Source organism: Pseudomonas sp. CM27, from assembly GCF_013179515.1.
Lineage (GTDB): Bacteria > Pseudomonadota > Gammaproteobacteria > Pseudomonadales > Pseudomonadaceae > Aquipseudomonas.
Genome location: NZ_JABMCN010000002.1, coordinates 40,279 through 60,141, shown reverse-complemented (window position 1 = coordinate 60,141; position 19,863 = coordinate 40,279). Strand labels below are relative to the sequence as shown.

Genomic DNA, 19,863 nt, shown 5'->3' with positions numbered 1-19,863 from the left:
GGCGAAGAACACGCCGAGGTTTTCCAGTACGCGCGGGCGTGACAACTGCTGGCCGGGCGTTTCGGCCTTGATGCCGGCGCCATCGATCAGGTACAGCTTGCCGCCATGACGCAGCAGGTTGTCCAGGTGCAGGTCTTCTTGCCACAGGCCCTGGGCGTGCATGTGCGCCACTGCAGTCAGCGCTTCGCCCAGCACCAGGTGCTGTTCGTCGGCCAGCACCGGCAGGTGCTCTACGCCAGCCCAGGCATCAGCCAGGCTTTCGGCGCCGTCGAGGAACTCGAACAACAGCCAGCCGCCCTCGCCTTCCTTGAGGCCGTCGGCCAGCAGCTTCGGCGTGGTCAGGCCCTGCTCAGCCAGCAGCTTTACGCCTTGCAACTCACGCTGGAAGTGCCGGGCCGCATGGCTGCCCACCAGCAACTTGGCCAGCACCGGGGTGCCACGCCACACGCCAGCCCCCACATAGCGCTGGCCCGGCAACACACGCAGCAGGCTGAGCAGTTGCAACTCGGCGCTGCCGGCGGCATCGGCCAGGGTGATACTCAGGGGCAATGCAGGGCTGCGCCCGGCCCTTTTCAGTTCAGACAAACGCATCAGCGGGCCTCTTTTTCACGACGGCGTTGCGTCAGGCGTTGCAGCCAGGTGTCGACCAGCCGGCCATCGGCAGGCTGTGCCAGGTAGGTGGCCAGCAGGGTGCGGATATCGGCTTCGCCCCAGGCCCGGGCACGACGCAGCAGCGGCTCCAGGTCCTTCAGGCGGTCGCGCATGCCAAACAGCAGCGGCCGGGTTTTTTCCAGGTCGATCAGCTGCGCGTCCCAGCCTTCGCGGCGCTGGCGCAGGAAGATGTGCTTGGGGTAGAAGCAGCCATGCACCTGGCCGGCGCTGTGCAGCGTGCGCGCCAGCTGGCCACAGGCCTGGAGGATGCCGTTGCGCTCGGCCCCGCCCAGCTGTAGCCATTGGGCCAGCAGGCTGTCGAGGTCGGCCCATTCGTCCAGGGCGCGGGTCATCAGGATGGCCCGGTGCTTGCCGGCCTGCTTGCGTTCGCCATAGAACACCGCCTGCAAGGCGGGAATGTGCAGTTTCTGGTAGCGGCTGATATTGCGGAATTCGCGGGCGAAGGTGGGTTCGCCAAAGGGCCGGTGCAGGGTACGGGTCAGGTAGTCGCTCTGGCGCTTGAGGTAGTAGCCCTTGCCTTCGAGTTCCAGCCTGTACACGCTGCTCCAGCCGCCGCGGCCGGTGTTGGGTTCGTCCACGGCATCCAGTTGCAGCGCCCACAGCGCCTCGAAGTCGTCCAGGCCATGGCGTTTGAGCAGCGCGACGTCCGCGCTGGCCAGGTAATCGGTCATTCCCTTCCCTCGAAAAAGCCCAATACCTGGCGAATGCGCTTCTTGTCACGCACATTCAAGCGGTCGCGGCCACGGTATTGCAGGTAGAAGCGCAGGCGCTGGGTAGCGGTGAGGTGGTATTTGGCCACTTTGTCCAGGCAGGCCAGGTCCTTGATCATCCGGTGCCGCCACATGAAGCCGCGCCAGAAGTCGCCGGTGGGGCAGTCGATGAAAAACAGCGTGCCCTGGTCATCGACCAGCAGGTTGCGCCATTTCAGGTCGTTGTGGGCGAAATGGTGCTGGTGCATGACCCGGGTGTGGCGCGCCAGCTGGCTGCTGACATGCGCGACCCAGGCACGGTCCGCCAGCCGTGCATCGTTGCGCTCTGCCAGCGCCGACAGGTCTTCGGTGCGTGGCAACTCGCGGGTGATCATCGCACCACGGCCGAAGGCCAGGCCATCGCGCTCCAGGCCCCAGGCGACTACTTCGGCGGTGGGAATGCCCCACTTGGCGAACTGCTTGAGGTTCTGCCATTCGGCCTTGATGCGTGGCCGGCCAAGGTAGCGGCGCAGGTGCTTGCCGGCCCCGGTGTAGCGTTTGACGTAGTAGTTGACGCCGTCACGCTCGATGCGCACCACCTCGCTGAGCGGGTCGCGGGTCAGGCGTTCGCCTTGCAGGGCAAATACCGCTTCGAGGCTGCCGAAGTCCGCCGCCAGGTGTTGGTAACCCGGCGCCAGTGTCCAGCCCGCCATCAGAGTGCATCCCCGTAGCGTTGCTTGCGGTCGTAGAGTTTCTGCGCCTTGCGCTCCAGCCAGGCGAGCAGCGCGGCTTCATCCTTCAGCACCTGTCGCAGCGGGCGCTGGAAGTAAGCGCGCAGGAAGCGCAGCTTGTCGCGTCGGGTAAGACCGATGTCCAGCGCCGAGAAATACAGCGCGGCCAGGTCCTTGTCGCGCCAGCGGCGGCTGATGGTTGCCCGGGTCTGCGCGCGGTGCAGGTCGATGACCGACAATTTGAAATCGTCCGCCGTAACCGGGCGGTCGGTGTGCAGCAGGAAGTGACAGATGTAGCAGTCGCGGTGGTTGACCCCGGCGCGGTGCATGCCACCGGTCATCTTTGCCACTTCGCCGATCAGCGCACGCTTCAGGCGCGGCTCGGGCGGCTGCCGGACCCAGTCGAGGCTGAAGTCTTCCAGGCTGACGGTCGGCGCCAGTTCCTCGGTGATGATGAACGAGTGCTGGGTGGCAGGATTGCTGCCACGCTCGCCATAGGCGACGGCGGTCATGGTCGGCACACCAACCTCATGCAGGCGCTGAATGGCGCGCCACTCCTGGCCCGCGCCGAGCACCGGCAGCTTGGCGGTGAACAGGTTCTTGAAAACCTCGCCCCAGCCGATGCCGCGGTGAATCTTGACGAAAAAGCCCTCGCCCGCCACTTCGGTGCGCAGCGTGCGGCGCCCTTCCAGCTCGCGGTACACCTCGCCTTGCAGCCCTTCGACGGCGTCGAAGGCATCACGCCCGGCCCACAGGCGCTTGAACGGTTCGGCCAGTATCAGCTTCATGCGGTCTCCTGCCCCAGGATCACATCGGCGGCATGCTGCGGCATGCTGTACAGGTCTGCCGTGTCGGCGAAGGCCAGGCCATTGCGCGCCCAGTCGGCGCGGGCCTGCGGGTCTTCGAGCATGCGCTGCAGGTAACTATTGAGCTGTTCCTGCTCGAACGGTTCGTCCAGCACCAGGCCGCAGTCGGCCTCGGCGATGTAATGGGCATAGCCGCACACCCTGGACACCAGCACCGGCAGGCCAGCCACCAGCGCTTCGAGCAGCACCGTGCCGGTGTTTTCGTTGTACGCCGGGTGAATCAACAGGTCGGCGCCCAACAGGAAACGCGGGATATCGCTGCGGCCCTTGAGGAACTGCACCTGGTCGCCCAGGCCCAGTGTGGCGCTCTGCAGCTGGAATACCTTGGGGTCGTCCTGGCCGATCACCATCAACTTCGTGCGCTTGCGCAGGGCCGACGGCAGTGCCGCCAGGGCCTTGAGGCTGCGGTCCACACCCTTGGTCTTGAAGCCCGAGCCAATCTGCACCAGCAGCAGGTCGTCGTCATCCAGGTTGAATTCCTTGCGGAACCCGGCGCGGATCTCGGCGGCATTGGCCGGTGCGCGGCGGTCCTGGGAAATGCCTGGCGGCAGCAGGTGGAAGCGCTCCACCGGGGTGCCGTAGTGCTTGATGAACAGCGGCTGCTGCACTTCGGAAATCATCAGCACTTCGGTATGCGCGTCCTTGGCGAACACGGCACGCTCATACTCGGCAAAGTGCCGGTAACGGCCCCAGCGACGGTACAGGCCACCACGCAAGGTTTGCGCCTTGTCCTCGAAGCAGCCGTCGGCGGCGTAGTACACGTCCAGCCCGGGCATCTTGTTGAAACCGATCAGCCGGTCGACCGGGCGCCTGGCCAGGTCGGCGGCCATCCAGGCGCTGAGCTTCTCGTTGCGGCGGTGGTTGAAAATCGCCTTCACCGGCGCCACCAGCACTTCGAAGCCCGGCGGAATGTCGCCCTCCCAGATCAACGTGTAGACACGGATCTGGTGGCCCCGCTTCTGGCATTCCAGGGCAATGCGCATGAAATCACGCTGCAGCCCGCCGAAGGGGAAATATTTGTAAAGCACGAAAGCCAGTTGCATCAACGGACATCCTCAGCCAGCAGCAACGCGCTCAAGCGGCTCGCCACATGCTCGGGATTCAGGCGAGTGAAGCACAGTGGCCACTCGCGATTCAGATCGAACCGGCGCAGGTCATCGGCGCTCGGTTTGTAGGTGCACTTCTTCTGCAGGCAGGGAGCGCAAGGCCAGTCACTGGCCTGGTGAATCTGGGTCCGTCCGTAGGCGCCAGTCAGGCCCGGGTTGGTCGGGCCGAACAGCGAAATGGTGGGTACATCGAGTGCCGCCGCCAGGTGGCCAAGGCCGGTATCGACCGCCACGCAGGCCTTTGCCGCCGCCAGTACGCGAGCAACCCCGACAAGGTTCAATTTGGGGAGTACCTGGCAGTTGTTCAAGCCCTGGGCGATGCGCTCGGCGCGGGCCTTTTCGGCCGGGTTGCCCCAGGGCAGGCGCACTTCCAGCTTGCGCCGGCCCATGCGCTCGGCCAGTTCGCGCCAGTAGGCTTCGGGCCAGTGCTTGGTCACCCAGGTGGTGCCATGCAGGAACACCACGTACGGGGCGGCCGGCGGCAGTTGCAGGCGCTGCAGGTCGAGGCCGTAGTCGCCGAGGCCTTCCGGCAGGTCGTAGGCCAGGGCCATCGCGAACAGCTGGCGCACCCGCTCCACGGCGTGCTGCCCCGTGGCAACCGACAGGCGCCGGTCATAGAAGCGGCTGGCCCAGCCTTCGCGGGCCGAGTAGCGGTCCAGCCCGGCTACCGGGGCTTTCACCAGGCGGGTCAGCCAGGCCGACTTGACCAGGCCCTGGGCATCGATCACCAGGTCATATTTGCGCTCGCGCACACGCTGCTTGAACGCCTTCCACTCGCCACTCTTGATGGTTTGCCAGAGGTTTTTGCGCCAACGGCGTATCGCCACCGGGATCACCTGGTCGACCGCGGGGTGCCAGCTGGGGATTTCGGCAAAGCCTTCTTCCACCACCCAATCGAAACGGATGCCCGGGATGGCGTGGGCGGCATCGGTAAGGGCCGGCAGGGTGTGGATCACATCACCCAGCGACGAGGTCTTGATGATCAGTACCCGCACTTAGTCGACCTCGGCCACGGTATCGATCAAATCCGGGCCGCTCAGGCTGTGCAGGGCGGCAATGACTTTGCCCGGCTCAAGCAGGCGCAGGCAGTTGTAGTGGCCGAAGCGGCAGGTACGGTCGAAGCACGGGCTGCACTCGATACCGGTGCGCACCACCTCCACCTGCTCGGCCAGCGGCGGTGTGAAACCTGGCGAAGTCGAGCCGTACACCGCCACCAGCGGGCGGTTCAGCGCAGCCGCCACGTGCATCAGGCCGGAGTCGTTGGACACCACGGCATGCGCGCAGGACATCAGGTCGATGGCCTCGGCCAGCGAGGTTTCGCCGGCCAGGTTGGATGATTCTTCACGGAAACCCGGGATCAGCCGGTCGCGGATCTGCTCACCCACCGGGTGGTCGTTCTTCGAACCGAACAGCCACACCTGCCAGCCCTGGCGGATCATTGCATCGGCTACAGCGGCATAGTGCTCGGCCGGCCAGCGCTTGGCCTCGCCGAATTCGGCACCTGGGCACAGCGCCAGCACGGGGCGGTCCAGCTCCAGGCCAAACTTGGCCAGGGCGGCCTCACGGCTCTGCGCTTCGATCTGCAGGCTGGGGCGCGGGTACGGCTGCGGCAACTCGGCGCCGGGCGCATAGGCCAGGGCCATGAAGCGCTCGATCATCAGCGGGTAGCGGGCCTTGTCCAGCTTGCGCACGTCATTGAGCAGGCCGAAGCGCATTTCGCCGCGCCAGCCGGTGCGTTTGGGGATGCCGGCAAAGAACGGCACCAGCGCCGACTTCAGCGAGTTGGGCAGCAAGATGGCCTGGTCGTACTGGCCGGCCAGTGACTTGCCGATGCGCCGCCGCGTGGCCAGCTCCAGCGCGCCGTGGCCGAGCGGGAAGCTCAAGGCCTGGCGCACCTCGGGCATGCGTTCGAGGATCGGCCGGCTCCACTCGGGGGCCAGCACATCGATCACGCAGTCGGGGTGCTGCTGTTTCAGGCACTGGAACAGGGTCTGCGCCATCACCATGTCGCCGACCCAGCTGGGGCCAATGATCAGTATTCTCATGCTTAGTCCAGAAACGCTCGGGGAGGCTACAGGCTGCGGTACAGCCTGGCCTCCCCTCTTTATATTCAGGCTATGTGGCGGACAGTGTAACACCGGTGGTGGACCATGAGCCTTTGGGGCTGCTTTGCCGCCCCGACAGTCTCAAGTCAGGCCCAACTCACCCCAGATGCGCCGCACCTCACGGCGTTCGTCGGCAAACTGCGCCGCGTCGATCACCCCGGCCTGCTTCTGCAAGGCCTGGCGGTGCGAGGCCGAGCGGAACGCCTTGTACACCTCACGCAACAGCACCGCGTCACTGGCCGGCATCAAACCTGCCTGCTCCAGCTCTTCCAGAATGCGGATGTTATCGGTCCATCGGAGTATGGCCGGGTGGTCGTGGGACCAGGCCAAAGCGGCGTATTGCACCATAAATTCGATATCGACGATACCGCCGGCATCCTGCTTGATATCGAAGGGTACACCGGCTTCGAAAGCATTGGCCGCAGTACCGGCAGCCGTGGCCTTGGTGCCGAGGTTACCGCGCATCTTGGCGCGCATTTCGCTCACTTCGGTGCGCAGTTTTTCCAGGTCACGGGCCTGGCCCAGCACCTTGGCACGCACACCTTCGAACGCCGTGCCGACCTGCTTGCAACCCACCAGCACACGGGCTCGCACCAGGGCCTGATGTTCCCAGGTCCAGGCTTCGTTCTGCTGGTAGCGCTCGAACGCGCCCAGCGAGCTCACCAGCAGGCCCGAGGCACCCGAGGGGCGCAGACGCATGTCGACGTCATACAGCTGCCCCGAGTTGGTCTGGGTGGTCAGCAGGTGGATGATACGTTGGCCCAGGCGGGTGAAGAACTGGGCGCTGTCGATGGGCTTGGTACCGTCGGTTTCCGCCTGCGGGTCGCCGTCGTGGATGAACACCAGGTCCAGGTCCGAGCCGTGCCCAAGCTCCAGGCCACCCACCTTTCCATAACCGATGATGATGAAGCCCGGGTCGCACAAGCTGCCGTCACTGCGCTTGGGCTGGCCATGCCGGGCCACGGTCTGGCGCCAGGCCAGGGCCAGCACCTGGTCGAGGATGGCTTCGGCCAGCCAGGTCAGGTAGTCGCTGACTTTCATCAAGGGCAGGTTGCCGCTGATTTCCGAGGCGGCCACCCGCAGGCTGTGGGCCAGCTTGAAGTGACGCAGCGCCTCCATCTGCTGTTCCAGGTCGTCCTCGGGGATTCGCGTCAGCCGTTCACGCAGCTCGCTGGCCAGCTCCGGCGCCAGCGGCGGGCTGAACAGGCGGCCTTCATTGAGCAGTTCATCGAGCAGCAGCGGGTAGCGGGCCATCTGCTCGGCGATCCAGGGGCTGGCGGCGCACAGGGTCAGCAGGCGGCGCAGGGCTCCAGGGTTTTCGGTCAGCAGTACCAGGTAGGCCGAACGCCGCGCCACCGCCTCCACCAGCGGCAACACCCGTTCAAGCACCAGGTCGGGGTTGTCATGCTCGACGGCCTGGGCCAGCAAACGCGGGATAAAGGCGTCCAGGCGTTCACGGCCGATACGCTGGATCGAGCGCAATTGCGGGCTGGAGCGTAATGCGGCCAGGCGCCGCAGCGCTTCGACGGGCTCCTTGAAACCGGCCTCCTGCAGCTGCCGCCCTGCGGCCTCTTCATCCTGTGCCTGCTCCCACAGCGGCGACCATTCGCCGCCCACTACCAGCTCGCCCTCGCCGTCTTCATCATCCGGGTCGGCGATAACCTGGCGGAAGTGCCAGTCGATGCGGCCACGCCAGTACATCAACTGGTCGTGGAAACCCTGCCAGTCGGCAAAGCCGAGGATGTAGGCAACCCGCGCCTGGTCGAGCTCGCTGTCGGGCAGCATCTGCGTCTGGCGGTCGGCGATGGCCTGGATGGCGTGTTCGGTGTAGCGCAGGAATTCATAGCCTTCGCGCAGCTCGGCGACCACGGCTGGGGGCAGGTAACCCTGGCCTTCCAGGGTGGCCAGCACCTTGAGCAACGGCCGCTGCTGCAGGCTGAGGTCGCGCCCGCCGTGGATCAGCTGGAAGGCCTGGGCAATGAACTCCACCTCGCGAATGCCACCGGCACCCAGCTTGATGTTGTCGGCCATGCCCTTGCGCCGCACTTCCTGCTGGATCAGCTGCTTCATGGTGCGCAGCGCTTCGATCGCAGAAAAGTCCAGGTAGCGGCGGTACACGAACGGGCGCAGCATCTCCTGCAGCTGCGCACCTGCCGCCTGGTCGCCGGCCACCACTCGTGCCTTGATCATCGCGTAGCGTTCCCAGTCGCGACCCTGGTCCTGGTAGTACTGCTCCAGCGCATTGAAGCTGAGCACCAGCGCGCCCGCAGAGCCGTAAGGACGCAGGCGCATGTCGACGCGGAACACGAAGCCGTCGACGGTAACCGGGTCCAGCGCCTTGATCAGGCGCTGGCCCAGGCGGGTGAAGAACTCCTGGTTGTCCAGCGAGCGCTTGACCCCTTCGGTTTCGCCGCCCTCAGGGAAGCCGAAGATCAGGTCGATGTCCGACGACAGGTTCAGCTCCACCGCGCCCAGCTTGCCCATGCCCAGCACCACCATGTGCTGCGGCTGGCCGCTGCGGTTGCCGATGGGCGTGCCGAACTGCTGGCAATGGCGCGGGTACAGCCACTGGTAGGCTTCGTCGATGGCGGCATCGGCCAGGTCGGACAGATCGCGGCAGGTTTCGCCCAGCTCGGCCTGGCGGGTGATGTCGCGCCAGATGATGCGCAGCTGCTGGCGGTTGCGCTCGCGGCGCAGATTGCGCGCCAGCTCGTCCTCGCTCTGCGCCGCGCGGGCGGTCGCGGCAATATGGCCGCGCAGTTCACCCGCTGCGTAACGCCGCTCCAGCTCGCCGCTGGCCAACAACGCGCAGAGCATGGCGGGCTCGCGCTGGACCAGGCCGAGGACGAAGTCGCTGGCGGCGGCAACCTGATCGAACTGTTGCCGATGGGCCGGGCTCCAACTGCTCAGGTCGAGTTCGGGGTGGCCAGCCACGGCATCGCCGAGGAACTGCTGGTTGCGAGTGACCAGCGGCTGCAGGCTGGTGGGCAGGTCTGGCGGCAAAGGTAGGCGCATGGTCTATCCTTGATCGGCGTGAAATAGAAGGGAAAAAGCGGCCAAGGGAAAGCCGGACCACGGTTGGACTGTCGTACAAAAGTTGGAAATAGCTGAAAAAAACGAAAATCTGGCAACAAACATCAAGAACCACCCGTTCGCGACACAATGCCAACCAACATGAACGTTTTTCCTCACAAGCCAAGGTGCGACCAAACGTCGCACAAATGTAGTTTTACTACTACTCATGTCGTGTAAAAGCATGAAATGCGGAAGCAAATGTAGTAAAACTACACGGCGCCGGATGACACCCCGGTAATCCAAGAATTCACGACGTCTGCCCATAAGGCCAGTCGCAATCTCAGGCAATCGATTCTGGTTGCCTTTCCGCCCTGGAGCAAGCCATGCAAGACCTCGATCCAATCGAAACCCAGGAATGGCTGGATGCCCTGGAGTCGGTCCTCGACAAAGAAGGCGAAGACCGCGCTCATTACCTGATGACCCGTATGGGCGAGCTGGCCACCCGCAGTGGCTCCCAGCTGCCGTATGCGATCACCACGCCATACCGCAACACCATCCCTGTCACCCACGAAGCACGCATGCCTGGCGACCTGTTCATGGAACGCCGCATTCGCTCGATGGTGCGTTGGAACGCCCTGGCCATGGTCATGCGCACCAACCTGAAAGACTCGGACCTGGGCGGACACATCTCCAGCTTCGCCTCCAGCGCCACCCTGTACGACATCGGCTTCAACTACTTCTTCCAGGCCCCGACCGATGAACACGGCGGCGACCTGGTGTTCTTCCAGGGCCACGCTTCGCCAGGCGTCTACGCCCGTGCCTTCATGGAAGGCCGCATCAACGAAGAGCAGATGAACAACTTCCGTCAGGAAGTGGACGGCAAAGGCCTGTCTTCGTACCCACACCCATGGCTGATGCCTGACTTCTGGCAGTTCCCGACCGTATCGATGGGTCTGGGCCCGATCCAGGCCATCTACCAGGCGCGCTTCATGAAGTACCTGGAAGCCCGTGGCTTCATCCCGGCCGGCAAGCAGAAGGTCTGGTGCTTCATGGGCGACGGCGAGTGCGACGAGCCGGAATCCCTGGGCGCAATCGCCCTGGCCGGCCGCGAGAAGCTGGACAACCTGATCTTCGTCATCAACTGCAACCTGCAGCGCCTCGACGGCCCGGTTCGCGGCAACGGCAAGATCATCCAGGAACTCGAAGGCGTGTTCCGTGGCGGTGGCTGGAACGTCAACAAAGTCGTCTGGGGCCGCTTCTGGGACCCACTGCTGGCCAAGGACACCAACGGTGCCCTGCAGCGCCGCATGGACGAAGTCATCGACGGCGAGTACCAGAACTACAAAGCCAAAGACGGCGCGTACGTTCGTGAAAACTTCTTCAACACCCCAGAGCTCAAGGCCATGGTCGAAGACCTGTCCGACGACGAGATCTGGAAGCTCAACCGTGGCGGCCACGACCCGTACAAGGTCTACGCGGCGTACCACCAGGCTGTGAACCATAAAGAGCAGCCGACCGTCATCCTGGCCAAGACCATCAAGGGTTACGGCACCGGTGCTGGCGAAGCCAAGAACACCGCGCACAACACCAAGAAGGTCGACGTCGACAGCCTGCGTCACTTCCGTGATCGCTTCGACATCCCGGTCAAGGATGCCGACCTGGAGAACCTGCCGTTCTTCAAGCCGGAAGAAGGTTCTGCCGAAGCCAAATACCTGGCCGAGCGCCGTGCAGCCCTGGGCGGCTTCGTGCCACAGCGCCGCGCCAAGAGCTTCAGCGTGCCGACCCCGCCACTGGAAACGCTGAAAGCGATCCTGGACGGCTCGGGCGACCGCGAAATCTCCACCACCATGGCCTTCGTGCGTATTCTGGCGCAGCTGGTCAAGGACAAGGACATCGGCCAGCGCATCGTCCCGATCATCCCGGACGAAGCCCGTACCTTCGGTATGGAAGGCATGTTCCGCCAGCTGGGCATCTACTCGTCGGTCGGCCAGCTCTACGAGCCAGTCGATAAAGACCAGGTGATGTTCTACCGCGAAGACAAGAAGGGCCAGATCCTCGAGGAAGGCATCAACGAAGCCGGCGCCATGTCGTCGTTCATCGCTGCCGGTACCTCGTACAGCTGCCACAACCAGCCGATGCTGCCGTTCTACATCTTCTACTCGATGTTCGGTTTCCAGCGTATCGGCGACCTGGCCTGGGCCGCTGGCGACAGCCGCACCCGTGGCTTCCTGATCGGCGGTACTGCCGGGCGCACCACCCTGAACGGTGAAGGCCTGCAGCACGAAGACGGTCACAGCCATATGATGGCGGGCACCATCCCGAACTGCCGCACCTACGATCCGACCTACGGCTACGAGCTGGCGGTGATCATCCAGGACGGCATGAAGAAGATGACCGAAGAGCAACAGGACATCTTCTACTACATCACCGTGATGAACGAATCCTACCAGCAGCCAGCCATGCCGGCCGGTGTCGAGGAAGGCATCATCAAGGGCATGTACCTGCTCGAGGAAGACACCCGCGAAGCCGCGCACCACGTTCAGCTGATGGGCTCCGGCACCATCCTGCGCGAAGTCCGCGAAGCGGCGAAGATCCTGCGTGAAGAGTTCAACGTCGGTGCCGACGTGTGGAGCGTCACCAGCTTCAACGAACTGCGTCGCGACGGCCTGGCCGTGGAACGCGCAAACCGCCTGAAGCCTGGCCAGAAGCCACAGGAGACTTACGTCGAGCAGTGCCTGAACGGTCGCAAAGGCCCGGTCATCGCTTCTACCGACTACATGAAGCTGTTCGCCGAACAGATTCGCCAGTGGGTACCGAGCAAAGAGTTCAAGGTACTGGGTACCGACGGTTACGGCCGCAGCGACAGCCGCAAGAAGCTGCGTCACTTCTTCGAAGTCGACCGCCACTTCGTGGTGCTGGCTGCCCTGGAAGCCCTGGCTGACCGTGGCGAGATCGAACCCAAGGTTGTGGCTGACGCCATCGTCAAGTTCGGCATCGACCCGGACAAGCGCAACCCACTGGACTGCTGAGGAGTATTTTTAAGTGAGCGAACTCATTCGCGTACCTGACATCGGCAGCGGTGAAGGTGAAATCATCGAGCTGTTCGTCAAGGTCGGTGACCGTATCGAGGCTGACCAGAGCCTGCTGACCCTGGAGTCCGACAAGGCCTCCATGGAGATCCCGGCCCCCAAGGCCGGTGTCATCAAGGAACTGAAGGTCAAGCTGGGCGACCGCCTGAAAGAAGGCGACGAGCTGCTGGTACTGGAAGCCGAGGGCGCCGCTGCTGCGGCGCCTGAGGCGCCTGCCGCTGCCCCGGCCCAGGCTGCTGCAGCGCCTGCCGCTGAAGCCGCACCAGCGCCTGCTCCGGCAGCAGCCCCGGCTGCCGCCAGCGTGCAGGACATCCACGTGCCGGATATCGGTTCGTCGGGCAAGGCCAAGATCATCGAAGTACTGGTCAAGGCCGGCGACACCGTCGAAGCCGACCAGTCGCTGATTACCCTGGAGTCCGACAAGGCCTCCATGGAAATCCCTTCGCCTGCCGCTGGCGTGGTCAAGGAAGTGATCTGCAAGCTGGACGACGAAGTCGGCACTGGCGACCTGATCCTCAAGCTGGAAGTCGCGGGCGCTGCCCCGGCTGCCGCACCGGCGCCTGCCGCTGCTGCCCCGGCCAAGGCTGAGGCTGCACCTGCTGCCGCACCTGCCGCTGCCGCCCCGGCTGCTGCCGCTGCACCGGTTGCTACTGCACCGGCTGCCGGCAACAACGCCAAGGTTCACGCAGGCCCGGCGGTACGCCAACTGGCCCGTGAATTCGGTGTCGAGCTGGGCGCTGTTGCCGCCACCGGCCCGCACGGCCGCATCCTGAAAGAAGACGTGCAGGTCTACGTCAAAGCGATGATGCAGAAGGCCAAGGAAGCGCCGGCCGCCGCCGGTGCAACCGGTGGTGCTGGCATCCCGCCGATCCCTGCCGTGGACTTCAGCAAGTTCGGTGAAGTGGAAGAAGTGGCCCTGACCCGCCTGATGCAGGTCGGTGCTGCCAACCTGCACCGCAGCTGGCTGAACGTGCCACACGTCACCCAGTTCGACTCCGCCGACATCACCGAGCTGGAAGCCTTCCGCGTTGCGCAGAAGGCCGTGGCCGAGAAGGCTGGCGTCAAGCTGACCGTGCTGCCGCTGCTGCTGAAGGCTTGCGCGTTCCTGCTGAAGGAACTGCCGGACTTCAACAGCTCGCTGGCACCAAGCGGCAAGGCCATCATCCGCAAGAAGTACGTCAACGTCGGCTTCGCCGTGGACACCCCGGACGGCCTGCTGGTCCCTGTGATCAAGAACGTCGACCAGAAGAGCCTGCTGCAACTGGCTGCCGAAGCTGCTGCGCTGGCCGAAAAAGCCCGCACCAAGAAGCTGTCGGCTGACGAGATGCAAGGCGCTTGCTTCACCATTTCCAGCCTCGGCCACATTGGCGGCACCGGCTTCACGCCGATCGTCAACGCGCCGGAAGTGGCTATCCTGGGCGTCTCCAAGGCGACCATGCAGCCGGTCTGGGATGGCAAGGCCTTCCAGCCTAAGCTGATGCTGCCGCTGTCGTTGTCGTACGATCACCGTGTGATCAACGGCGCTGCCGCTGCGCGCTTCACCAAGCGCCTGGGCGACGTGCTGGGCGATATCCGCACCATGCTGCTGTAAAGCTGCACACTGCCCCTGCGTGCAGGGGCAGTACCCTTTTCGAGCTGCCACGCTCGTACCTCAACCCCGCCAACTGGCGGGGCTTTTTTTGTCCGCCGGTAGAGTTTCAGCGCCTGGGAAACCCAGCGCCGCCCGCGCGGCGCTCGATCTCCCAGACGCCAAAATTCTCAAGGCGAACTAACATTTCCGGCCAAACAGCCGATAACCCGTCCACAGCATCCCACATGGCCGCTTGCCAGCCCTCGGGACATGATGCAACCTTGCCAGAACCGCCGCCGCCCCAAGGCCGCGCCCCCTCTTCAAGCGAGTCTTCGATGAAAAGCCAACCCGATGCCGCCAGCCGTGTGGCGGCCGAGGTCGTCACGCAGCTACCCGTGCCCTCGCGGCTCGGCATGCTGCGTTTCGAAAGGCTCAACGAAGCCACCTGGGCCATGCTCTACCTGGACGCTGCCTGCGAGCGCCAGTTCGGCCTGCTGGCCGGCGACCTGTGCGCCTTGGTCGACGCGCCCTACGCCAGCCTGATGGAGCCCGAGGCACGCTACCGGCTGCACGACGAGATCCAGCTGCAACTGGCCAAGCGCAGCTATTACCGGGTGCGCTACACCCTGCACACCCCAACCGCATCGCTGCGCCTGCTGGAAGCCGGTGAGGCCTACAAACAGCACAACCGCCAGCTGCTGCGTGGCTACCTGAGTGTGCTGGACGAACCGCTTGAAGACGCAGGCGAAAGCGAAGCCAGTGAGCTGGAATCGCGCAACAACCGCCTGCAACTGGCCCTGCAACTGAACCAACGCGCCCAGCAAGAGCAACTTGAACACCTGGAACGTGTACACGGCCAGCAAGACCTTATCCTGCGCCTGGCCCGCCAGCGCTACAGCGCCGAGAACTCGCTGCTGGAGGCCGCCCAGCTGATCACCCGCAGCGCCTGCGAGATCTACAAGGTCGACAGCGCCAGCATCTGGCACCTGGATGAGCAGCGCCTGGAGCCGATCACTGCCTGGTACCGCGACGCCCAGAAGCACCGTCAGCCCGAAGCCATCGATGCCAGCCGTTTCCCGGACTACCTCGATGCGCTGCACGCCAGCCGCGCGATCGACGCCCACAACGCCAACCACGACCCGCGCACCCGCGCCCTGGCAAAAAGCCTGCGACCGGAAAACAAAGCCATGCTCGACGCCAGTATCCGCGTCGATGGGCAGGTCGTGGGCGTGCTGTGCCTGGAACAGACCGGCCAGCCAAGGGCCTGGCAGTCGGATGAAATCGCCTTCGCCGGCGAGTTGGCCGACCAGTTCGCCCAGGTCATCACCAACCACAACCGGCGTACTGCGGCCAGCGCCCTGCATCTGTTCCAGCGCGCGGTCGAGCAAAGCGCCAGCGCCTTCCTGCTGGTGAACCGCGACGGCCGGGTGGAGTACGTCAACCCAAGCTTCACCGCCATTACCCAGTACAGCACCGATGAAGTGCAAGGCCGCCACCTGGGCGAGCTGCCGGCGCTGGAAAACCTCAGCGAACTGCTGTTCGACTCACCGTCGAGCCTGGCCATGGGCAACAGCTGGCAGGGCGAATTCAAAAGCCGGCGCAAGAACCTGGAGCCGTACTGGGGCCAGTTGTCGATTTCCAAGGTGTATGGCGACAACCGTGAGCTGACCCATTACATCGGCATCTACGAAGACGTCACCCAGACCAAGCTGGCCCAGCAACGCATCGAGCGCCTGGCCTACACCGACAACCTGACCAACCTGGGCAACCGCCCTGCGTTCATCCGCAGCCTGGACGAGCGCTTCGCCCACGATGGCGAAAAGTCGATGTGCCTGCTGCTGGTCGACATCGACAACTTCAAGCGCATCAACGACAGCCTCGGCCACCAGACCGGCGACAAGCTGCTGATCAGCCTGGCCCGGCGCCTGCGCAACAGCCTGCACGCCGGGGGCATCCTGGCGCGCTTTGCCAGCAACGAGTTCGCCGTGCTGCTCGATGACACCAGCCTGGAAGACGGCCAAGGCGTTGCCCTGCAGTTGCTGCGTACCCTCGACAAGCCGATGTTCGTCGATAACCAGCTGATCAACGTGACCGCCTCGGTCGGCCTGGCCTGCGCCCCGCTGCACGGCGTCAACCCGGCGAGCCTGATGAAAAACGCCGGCCTGGCGCTGCACAAGGCCAAGGCCAACGGCAAGCATCAGGTACAGGTGTTTACCGAAGTGCTGAACGCCGAAGCCAGCTACAAACTGTTCGTAGAGAACAACCTGCGCCGCGCCCTGACCCAGAACGAGCTGGAAGTGTTCTACCAGCCCAAGATCTGCCTGCGCAGCGGTCGGCTGCTGGGCCTGGAAGCGCTGTTGCGCTGGAACCACCCCGAGCGCGGCATGATCCGCCCGGACCAGTTCATCAGCGTGGCCGAGGAAACCGGCCTGATCATCCCCATCGGCAAATGGGTGGTGCGCCAGGCGTGCTGCATGAGCCAGCAACTGCGCAAAGCCGGCCTGGGCAACCTGCACGTGGCCATCAACCTGTCGCCCAAGCAGTTCTCCGACCCGGACCTGGTGGCGTCGATCAGCACCATCCTCAAGGAAGAAGCCCTGCCCCCGCACCTGCTGGAGCTGGAGCTGACCGAAGGCCTGCTGCTGGAAGCCAGTGAAGACACCCACCGCCAGCTGGACGAGTTGAAAGCCCTGGGGCTGACCCTGGCCATGGATGACTTCGGCACCGGTTATTCGTCGCTGAGCTACCTGAAGAAGTTTCCGATCGACATCCTCAAGATCGACCGCAGCTTCATCAACGAAATCCCGGACAACCAGGACGACATGGAAATCACCTCGGCCGTGGTGGCCATGGCGCACAACCTGAAGCTGAAGGTGGTGGCCGAGGGCATCGAGACGCCGGCGCAGCTGGCATTCTTGCGCCGGCACCGCTGCGACGTGGGCCAGGGGTACCTGTTCGACCGGCCGATTCCGGGGCGCGAGCTGGCCGAGCGGTTGAAGCGTTATCCGCGTGGACCGGTGGCCTGACCTCGGGCAATATGGAAACCATTCGGGCCCTCTCGCGGGTAAACCCGCTCCCACCGGTATTGCACCACCTTCAGAATCTGTGGATTACCTGTGGGAGCGGGTTCACCCGCGAAGGCCCCAACCCTATCCAACTGAATAACCACAGAGGAACGGCCATGGTCCTGCGTTCGGAAATCCTGGTGAACAAAAACGTCCTGCCTACTGCGGAACAGGCCCTGCCTGGCCGCGAAACGCCAATGAGCCTGCCCGAGTTCCACTACGTGTTCAAAGGCACCCCACTGCTCGGCCCGTTCTTCGAAGGTGCCATCGACTTCGCAATCTTCGGCCTGGGCTGCTTCTGGGGCGCTGAACGCCGCTTCTGGCAACGCGAAGGCGTGGTCAGCACCGTGGTCGGCTACGCCGGCGGTATCACCCCCAACCCCACCTACGAAGAAGTCTGCTCGGGCCTGACCGGCCACACCGAAGTGGTGCTGGTGGTCTTCGATAAGGACAAAGTCAGCTACCGCGAATTGCTGGCGATGTTCTGGGAATTGCACAACCCCACCCAAGGCATGCGCCAGGGCAACGACGTCGGCACCCAGTACCGTTCGGCCATCTATTGCACCAGCCCCGAACAACTGGAACAGGCCAAGGCCAGCCGCGACGCCTACCAGGCCGAACTGAGCAAAGCCGGCTTTGGTGAAATCACCACCGAAATCGACCAGGCGCCGACCGTGTTTTTCGCCGAGGCCTACCATCAGCAGTACCTGGCCAAGAACCCGCAGGGCTACTGCGGCATCGGCGGCACCGGCGTGTGCCTGCCACCGAGCCTGCAAGGGAACTGAAGCATGAGCACGATGACGCTGTTTCACTCGCCACTGTCGCCGTTCGTGCGCAAGGTCATGGTGGTGTTGCACGAGACCGGCCAGCTTGGGCGTGTGGCGTTGCAGCCGGTGAACATCAGCCCGGTCAGCGGCAACCCGCAGCTGAACCAGGACAACCCGATCGGCAAGATCCCGGCGCTACGCCTGGACGACGGCACCGTGCTGCACGACAGCCGGGTGATCTGCGAGTATCTCGATCTGCAGCACGTCGGCCTGCCATTGCTCCCGCGTGAAGGGTCCGCGCGCTGGCGGCGCATGACGCTGGTGTCGCAAGCCGATGCGATCATGGATGCGGCTGTGTCGAGCCGGTATGAGAGCTTCCTGCGGCCTGAGGACAAGCGCTGGGACGGCTGGCTACAGGCGCAGGGCGACAAGATTGCTCGGAGCCTGGCCAACCTGGAGCAGGAGCATTTGCCCGAGCTGATGTCCGGCTTCGACCTGGCGGCGATTGGCGTGGCTTGTGCGTTGGGGTATCTGGATTTGCGCCAACCGGAGTTCGGCTGGCGTGAGCGCCAGCCTGGGCTGGCTGCCTGGTATGCCGAGGTGGCCAAGCGGCCGTCGATGGTTGCAACAGCACCGACCGCCTGACAGGCCGCTATCGCCGGCAAGCCAGCCCCCACAGTTCTTGAGTCTTGTGCTTTACCTGTGGGAGCTGGCTTGCCGGCGATTGGGCTGCAAAGCAGCCCCACCTCACCTCGGTATCACAGGAAACAGCTGCCCGATCCTCCAGGCCAGCCAGCGCCCGATCTCTCTGTCCTCCCTCATGCCGCCCTCCCCACCCGCGCCCAGTCCAGCCGGCGGGTCAGCACCATGAACACCCCAAGCAAGCCAAAGCACAGCAGCGAGCCCATCAGTAGCGCATAGTCCTCTGCACTCAGCAGCCCGTAGAGCAGCGCATACAACGCCGCCAACCCCACCGCGAAGCCGACCCCGCGCCCCAGGCTATGCAACACGTGGCTCAGGTAGAAGCCGATCAGCAGCACACACGCCGCAGCCGACAGCCCATACGCCAGCCCGAAGCCGATGTGCTCGGACAACGACAGCAACAGCAGGTAGAAGAACGCCAGCGCCACACCCACCAGGACGTACTGCACCGGGTGCACGCTGAGGTTTTTCAGCACCTCGAACAGGAAGAAGCCGGCAAAGGTCAGGGCGATGAACAGCAAGGCGTACTTGATCGCCCGCTCGCTCTTCAGGTACTGGTCCACCGGGTCGACGAAGCTAACCCCAAAGCTGCGCTCGCCGAACTCTGCACACTGCCCGGCAGTGGCGCACTGGCGCAGGGCGTCCTCCAGGTTGGTGGCGAAGAACGAGGTCTGCCAGTGGGCGCTGAAGCCCTGCGCATCGATATCGCGGCGGCTGGGCAGGTAGTTGCCGACGAAGCTCGGGTGTGGCCAGTTGGCGCGCATGTCCACGCTGCTGGTACGGCCCACCGGCAGCACATGCAACTGGCCGGTACCTTGCAGCGCAAGGTCGAAACCGTAGCTGAATTCGCGCGCCTGTTGCCCGTCCAGCCCTGGCAGGCTGGCGTGTACACCACCGCGCATCCAGTCGAGTCCGGTACCCGCTTCGAACGGTACTTTCTGCGTATCCATGCTCAGCTCCAGGCCATTCTCGATGCCGCGGATATCGCTGATGCCCACCACCAGGAACGGCTTGTCGAAGCGGTAATCGTCGAAATCCTTATCGATACCCCAGCGCTCCGGGAGCTTGAAGCGGCCACTTATGCGCCCCTTGGCGTGAAACAGGCGGGCCTGGTAAATGCCGCGGGCGCGCAGTTCGGTATCCACGCCCAGGTCGGCATCGAAGGTTTCCGGCAGGAAGTACAGGTGGCCGGCGACGGTGCTGGTTTCCTGGGTGCGCTCGCCGTCCTTTTCAATCCAGCGGCGCTGGTATTTGCGGTATGGCACCACCAGCAGCGGGCCGCTGAGCTGCTGGTCGAAGCTGGCGCTCTGGGCAATGTCGCGCAGCACGTTGTCACGCAGCATCTGGCGCTCGTCGATCAGGCCGTTGATCAGCGACAGCGGGATGAGCAGCAGCATTATCAGCACGGCGATCATGCCGAGTTTGAAACCGAGGGTCTTGTTCATGGGGCCTCCTGTGGCAGTGGGCGCAGTGTCTGCGCCTTGCA

14 protein-coding genes are annotated in these 19,863 nt (G+C 64.3%); 5 read left to right on the top strand and 9 right to left on the bottom strand.

Annotated elements, in window-relative coordinates; genetic code table 11:
• The 8 genes from HP547_RS00765 to glnE form a co-directional block, all read right to left on the bottom strand.
• The coding region (locus HP547_RS00765) for a lipopolysaccharide kinase InaA family protein (RefSeq protein ID WP_306139532.1) at positions 1 to 591 on the bottom strand (591 nt) is incomplete at its 3' end.
• Positions 591 to 1,343 carry a lipopolysaccharide kinase InaA family protein gene (locus tag HP547_RS00760; RefSeq protein WP_172231216.1) on the bottom strand — a complete coding sequence of 251 codons (753 nt, stop codon included), beginning with the start codon at positions 1,341 to 1,343 and terminating at the stop codon, positions 591 to 593. The genes HP547_RS00760 and HP547_RS00765, both read right to left, overlap by 1 nt.
• Positions 1,340 to 2,074, bottom strand: coding sequence for a lipopolysaccharide kinase InaA family protein (locus HP547_RS00755; RefSeq protein WP_172231219.1), 735 nt, complete (start codon positions 2,072 to 2,074; stop codon positions 1,340 to 1,342). The genes HP547_RS00760 and HP547_RS00755 overlap by 4 nt, the downstream gene beginning before the upstream one ends.
• Positions 2,074 to 2,880 carry a lipopolysaccharide core heptose(I) kinase RfaP gene (rfaP, locus tag HP547_RS00750; protein WP_172231222.1) on the bottom strand — a complete coding sequence of 269 codons (807 nt, stop codon included), beginning with the start codon at positions 2,878 to 2,880 and terminating at the stop codon, positions 2,074 to 2,076. Before rfaP ends, HP547_RS00755 begins: the two co-directional genes overlap by 1 nt.
• A complete protein-coding gene (locus HP547_RS00745) occupies positions 2,877 to 4,001 on the bottom strand; it encodes a glycosyltransferase family 4 protein (RefSeq protein WP_172285265.1) in 1,125 nt (374 codons plus the stop codon). The genes rfaP and HP547_RS00745 overlap by 4 nt, the downstream gene beginning before the upstream one ends.
• On the bottom strand, positions 4,001 to 5,059 hold the full coding sequence (gene waaC / locus HP547_RS00740) for a lipopolysaccharide heptosyltransferase I (RefSeq protein WP_172227493.1): 1,059 nt from the start codon (positions 5,057 to 5,059) through the stop codon (positions 4,001 to 4,003). The genes HP547_RS00745 and waaC overlap by 1 nt, the downstream gene beginning before the upstream one ends.
• Positions 5,060 to 6,109 (bottom strand): lipopolysaccharide heptosyltransferase II, encoded by a 1,050-nt coding sequence (gene waaF / locus HP547_RS00735; RefSeq protein WP_172285264.1) that lies wholly within the window; start codon positions 6,107 to 6,109, stop codon positions 5,060 to 5,062.
• Positions 6,110 to 6,250: 141 nt separating this feature from the next.
• Positions 6,251 to 9,184: a bifunctional [glutamate--ammonia ligase]-adenylyl-L-tyrosine phosphorylase/[glutamate--ammonia-ligase] adenylyltransferase gene (glnE, locus tag HP547_RS00730; protein ID WP_172285263.1), complete on the bottom strand. Its 2,934-nt coding sequence runs from the start codon at positions 9,182 to 9,184 to the stop codon at positions 6,251 to 6,253.
• Between the two features lie 383 nt (positions 9,185 to 9,567).
• Between glnE and aceE the strand changes: the two genes are divergently transcribed.
• The 5 genes from aceE (at position 9,568) to HP547_RS00705 (ending at position 18,320) form a co-directional block, all read left to right on the top strand.
• Positions 9,568 to 12,213: a pyruvate dehydrogenase (acetyl-transferring), homodimeric type gene (aceE, locus tag HP547_RS00725; RefSeq protein WP_172227487.1), complete on the top strand. Its 2,646-nt coding sequence runs from the start codon at positions 9,568 to 9,570 to the stop codon at positions 12,211 to 12,213.
• A 13-nt stretch (positions 12,214 to 12,226) separates the two neighbouring features.
• Positions 12,227 to 13,864 carry a dihydrolipoyllysine-residue acetyltransferase gene (gene aceF, locus HP547_RS00720; protein WP_172227485.1) on the top strand — a complete coding sequence of 546 codons (1,638 nt, stop codon included), beginning with the start codon at positions 12,227 to 12,229 and terminating at the stop codon, positions 13,862 to 13,864.
• 314 nt (positions 13,865 to 14,178) lie between these two features.
• Positions 14,179 to 16,869, top strand: coding sequence for a bifunctional diguanylate cyclase/phosphodiesterase (locus HP547_RS00715; protein ID WP_172285262.1), 2,691 nt, complete (start codon positions 14,179 to 14,181; stop codon positions 16,867 to 16,869).
• Positions 16,870 to 17,024: 155 nt separating this feature from the next.
• Positions 17,025 to 17,693, top strand: coding sequence for a peptide-methionine (S)-S-oxide reductase MsrA (msrA, locus tag HP547_RS00710; protein ID WP_172285261.1), 669 nt, complete (start codon positions 17,025 to 17,027; stop codon positions 17,691 to 17,693).
• Positions 17,694 to 17,696: 3 nt separating this feature from the next.
• A complete protein-coding gene (locus HP547_RS00705; RefSeq protein ID WP_172285260.1) occupies positions 17,697 to 18,320 on the top strand; it encodes a glutathione S-transferase in 624 nt (207 codons plus the stop codon).
• A gap of 173 nt (positions 18,321 to 18,493) precedes the next feature.
• On the opposite strand, the gene creD is transcribed toward HP547_RS00705, so the two are convergent.
• Entirely contained in the window at positions 18,494 to 19,822 is a 1,329-nt protein-coding gene (gene creD, locus HP547_RS00700; protein ID WP_172285259.1) for a cell envelope integrity protein CreD, read from the bottom strand.
• Between the last annotated feature and the right edge of the window lie 41 nt (positions 19,823 to 19,863).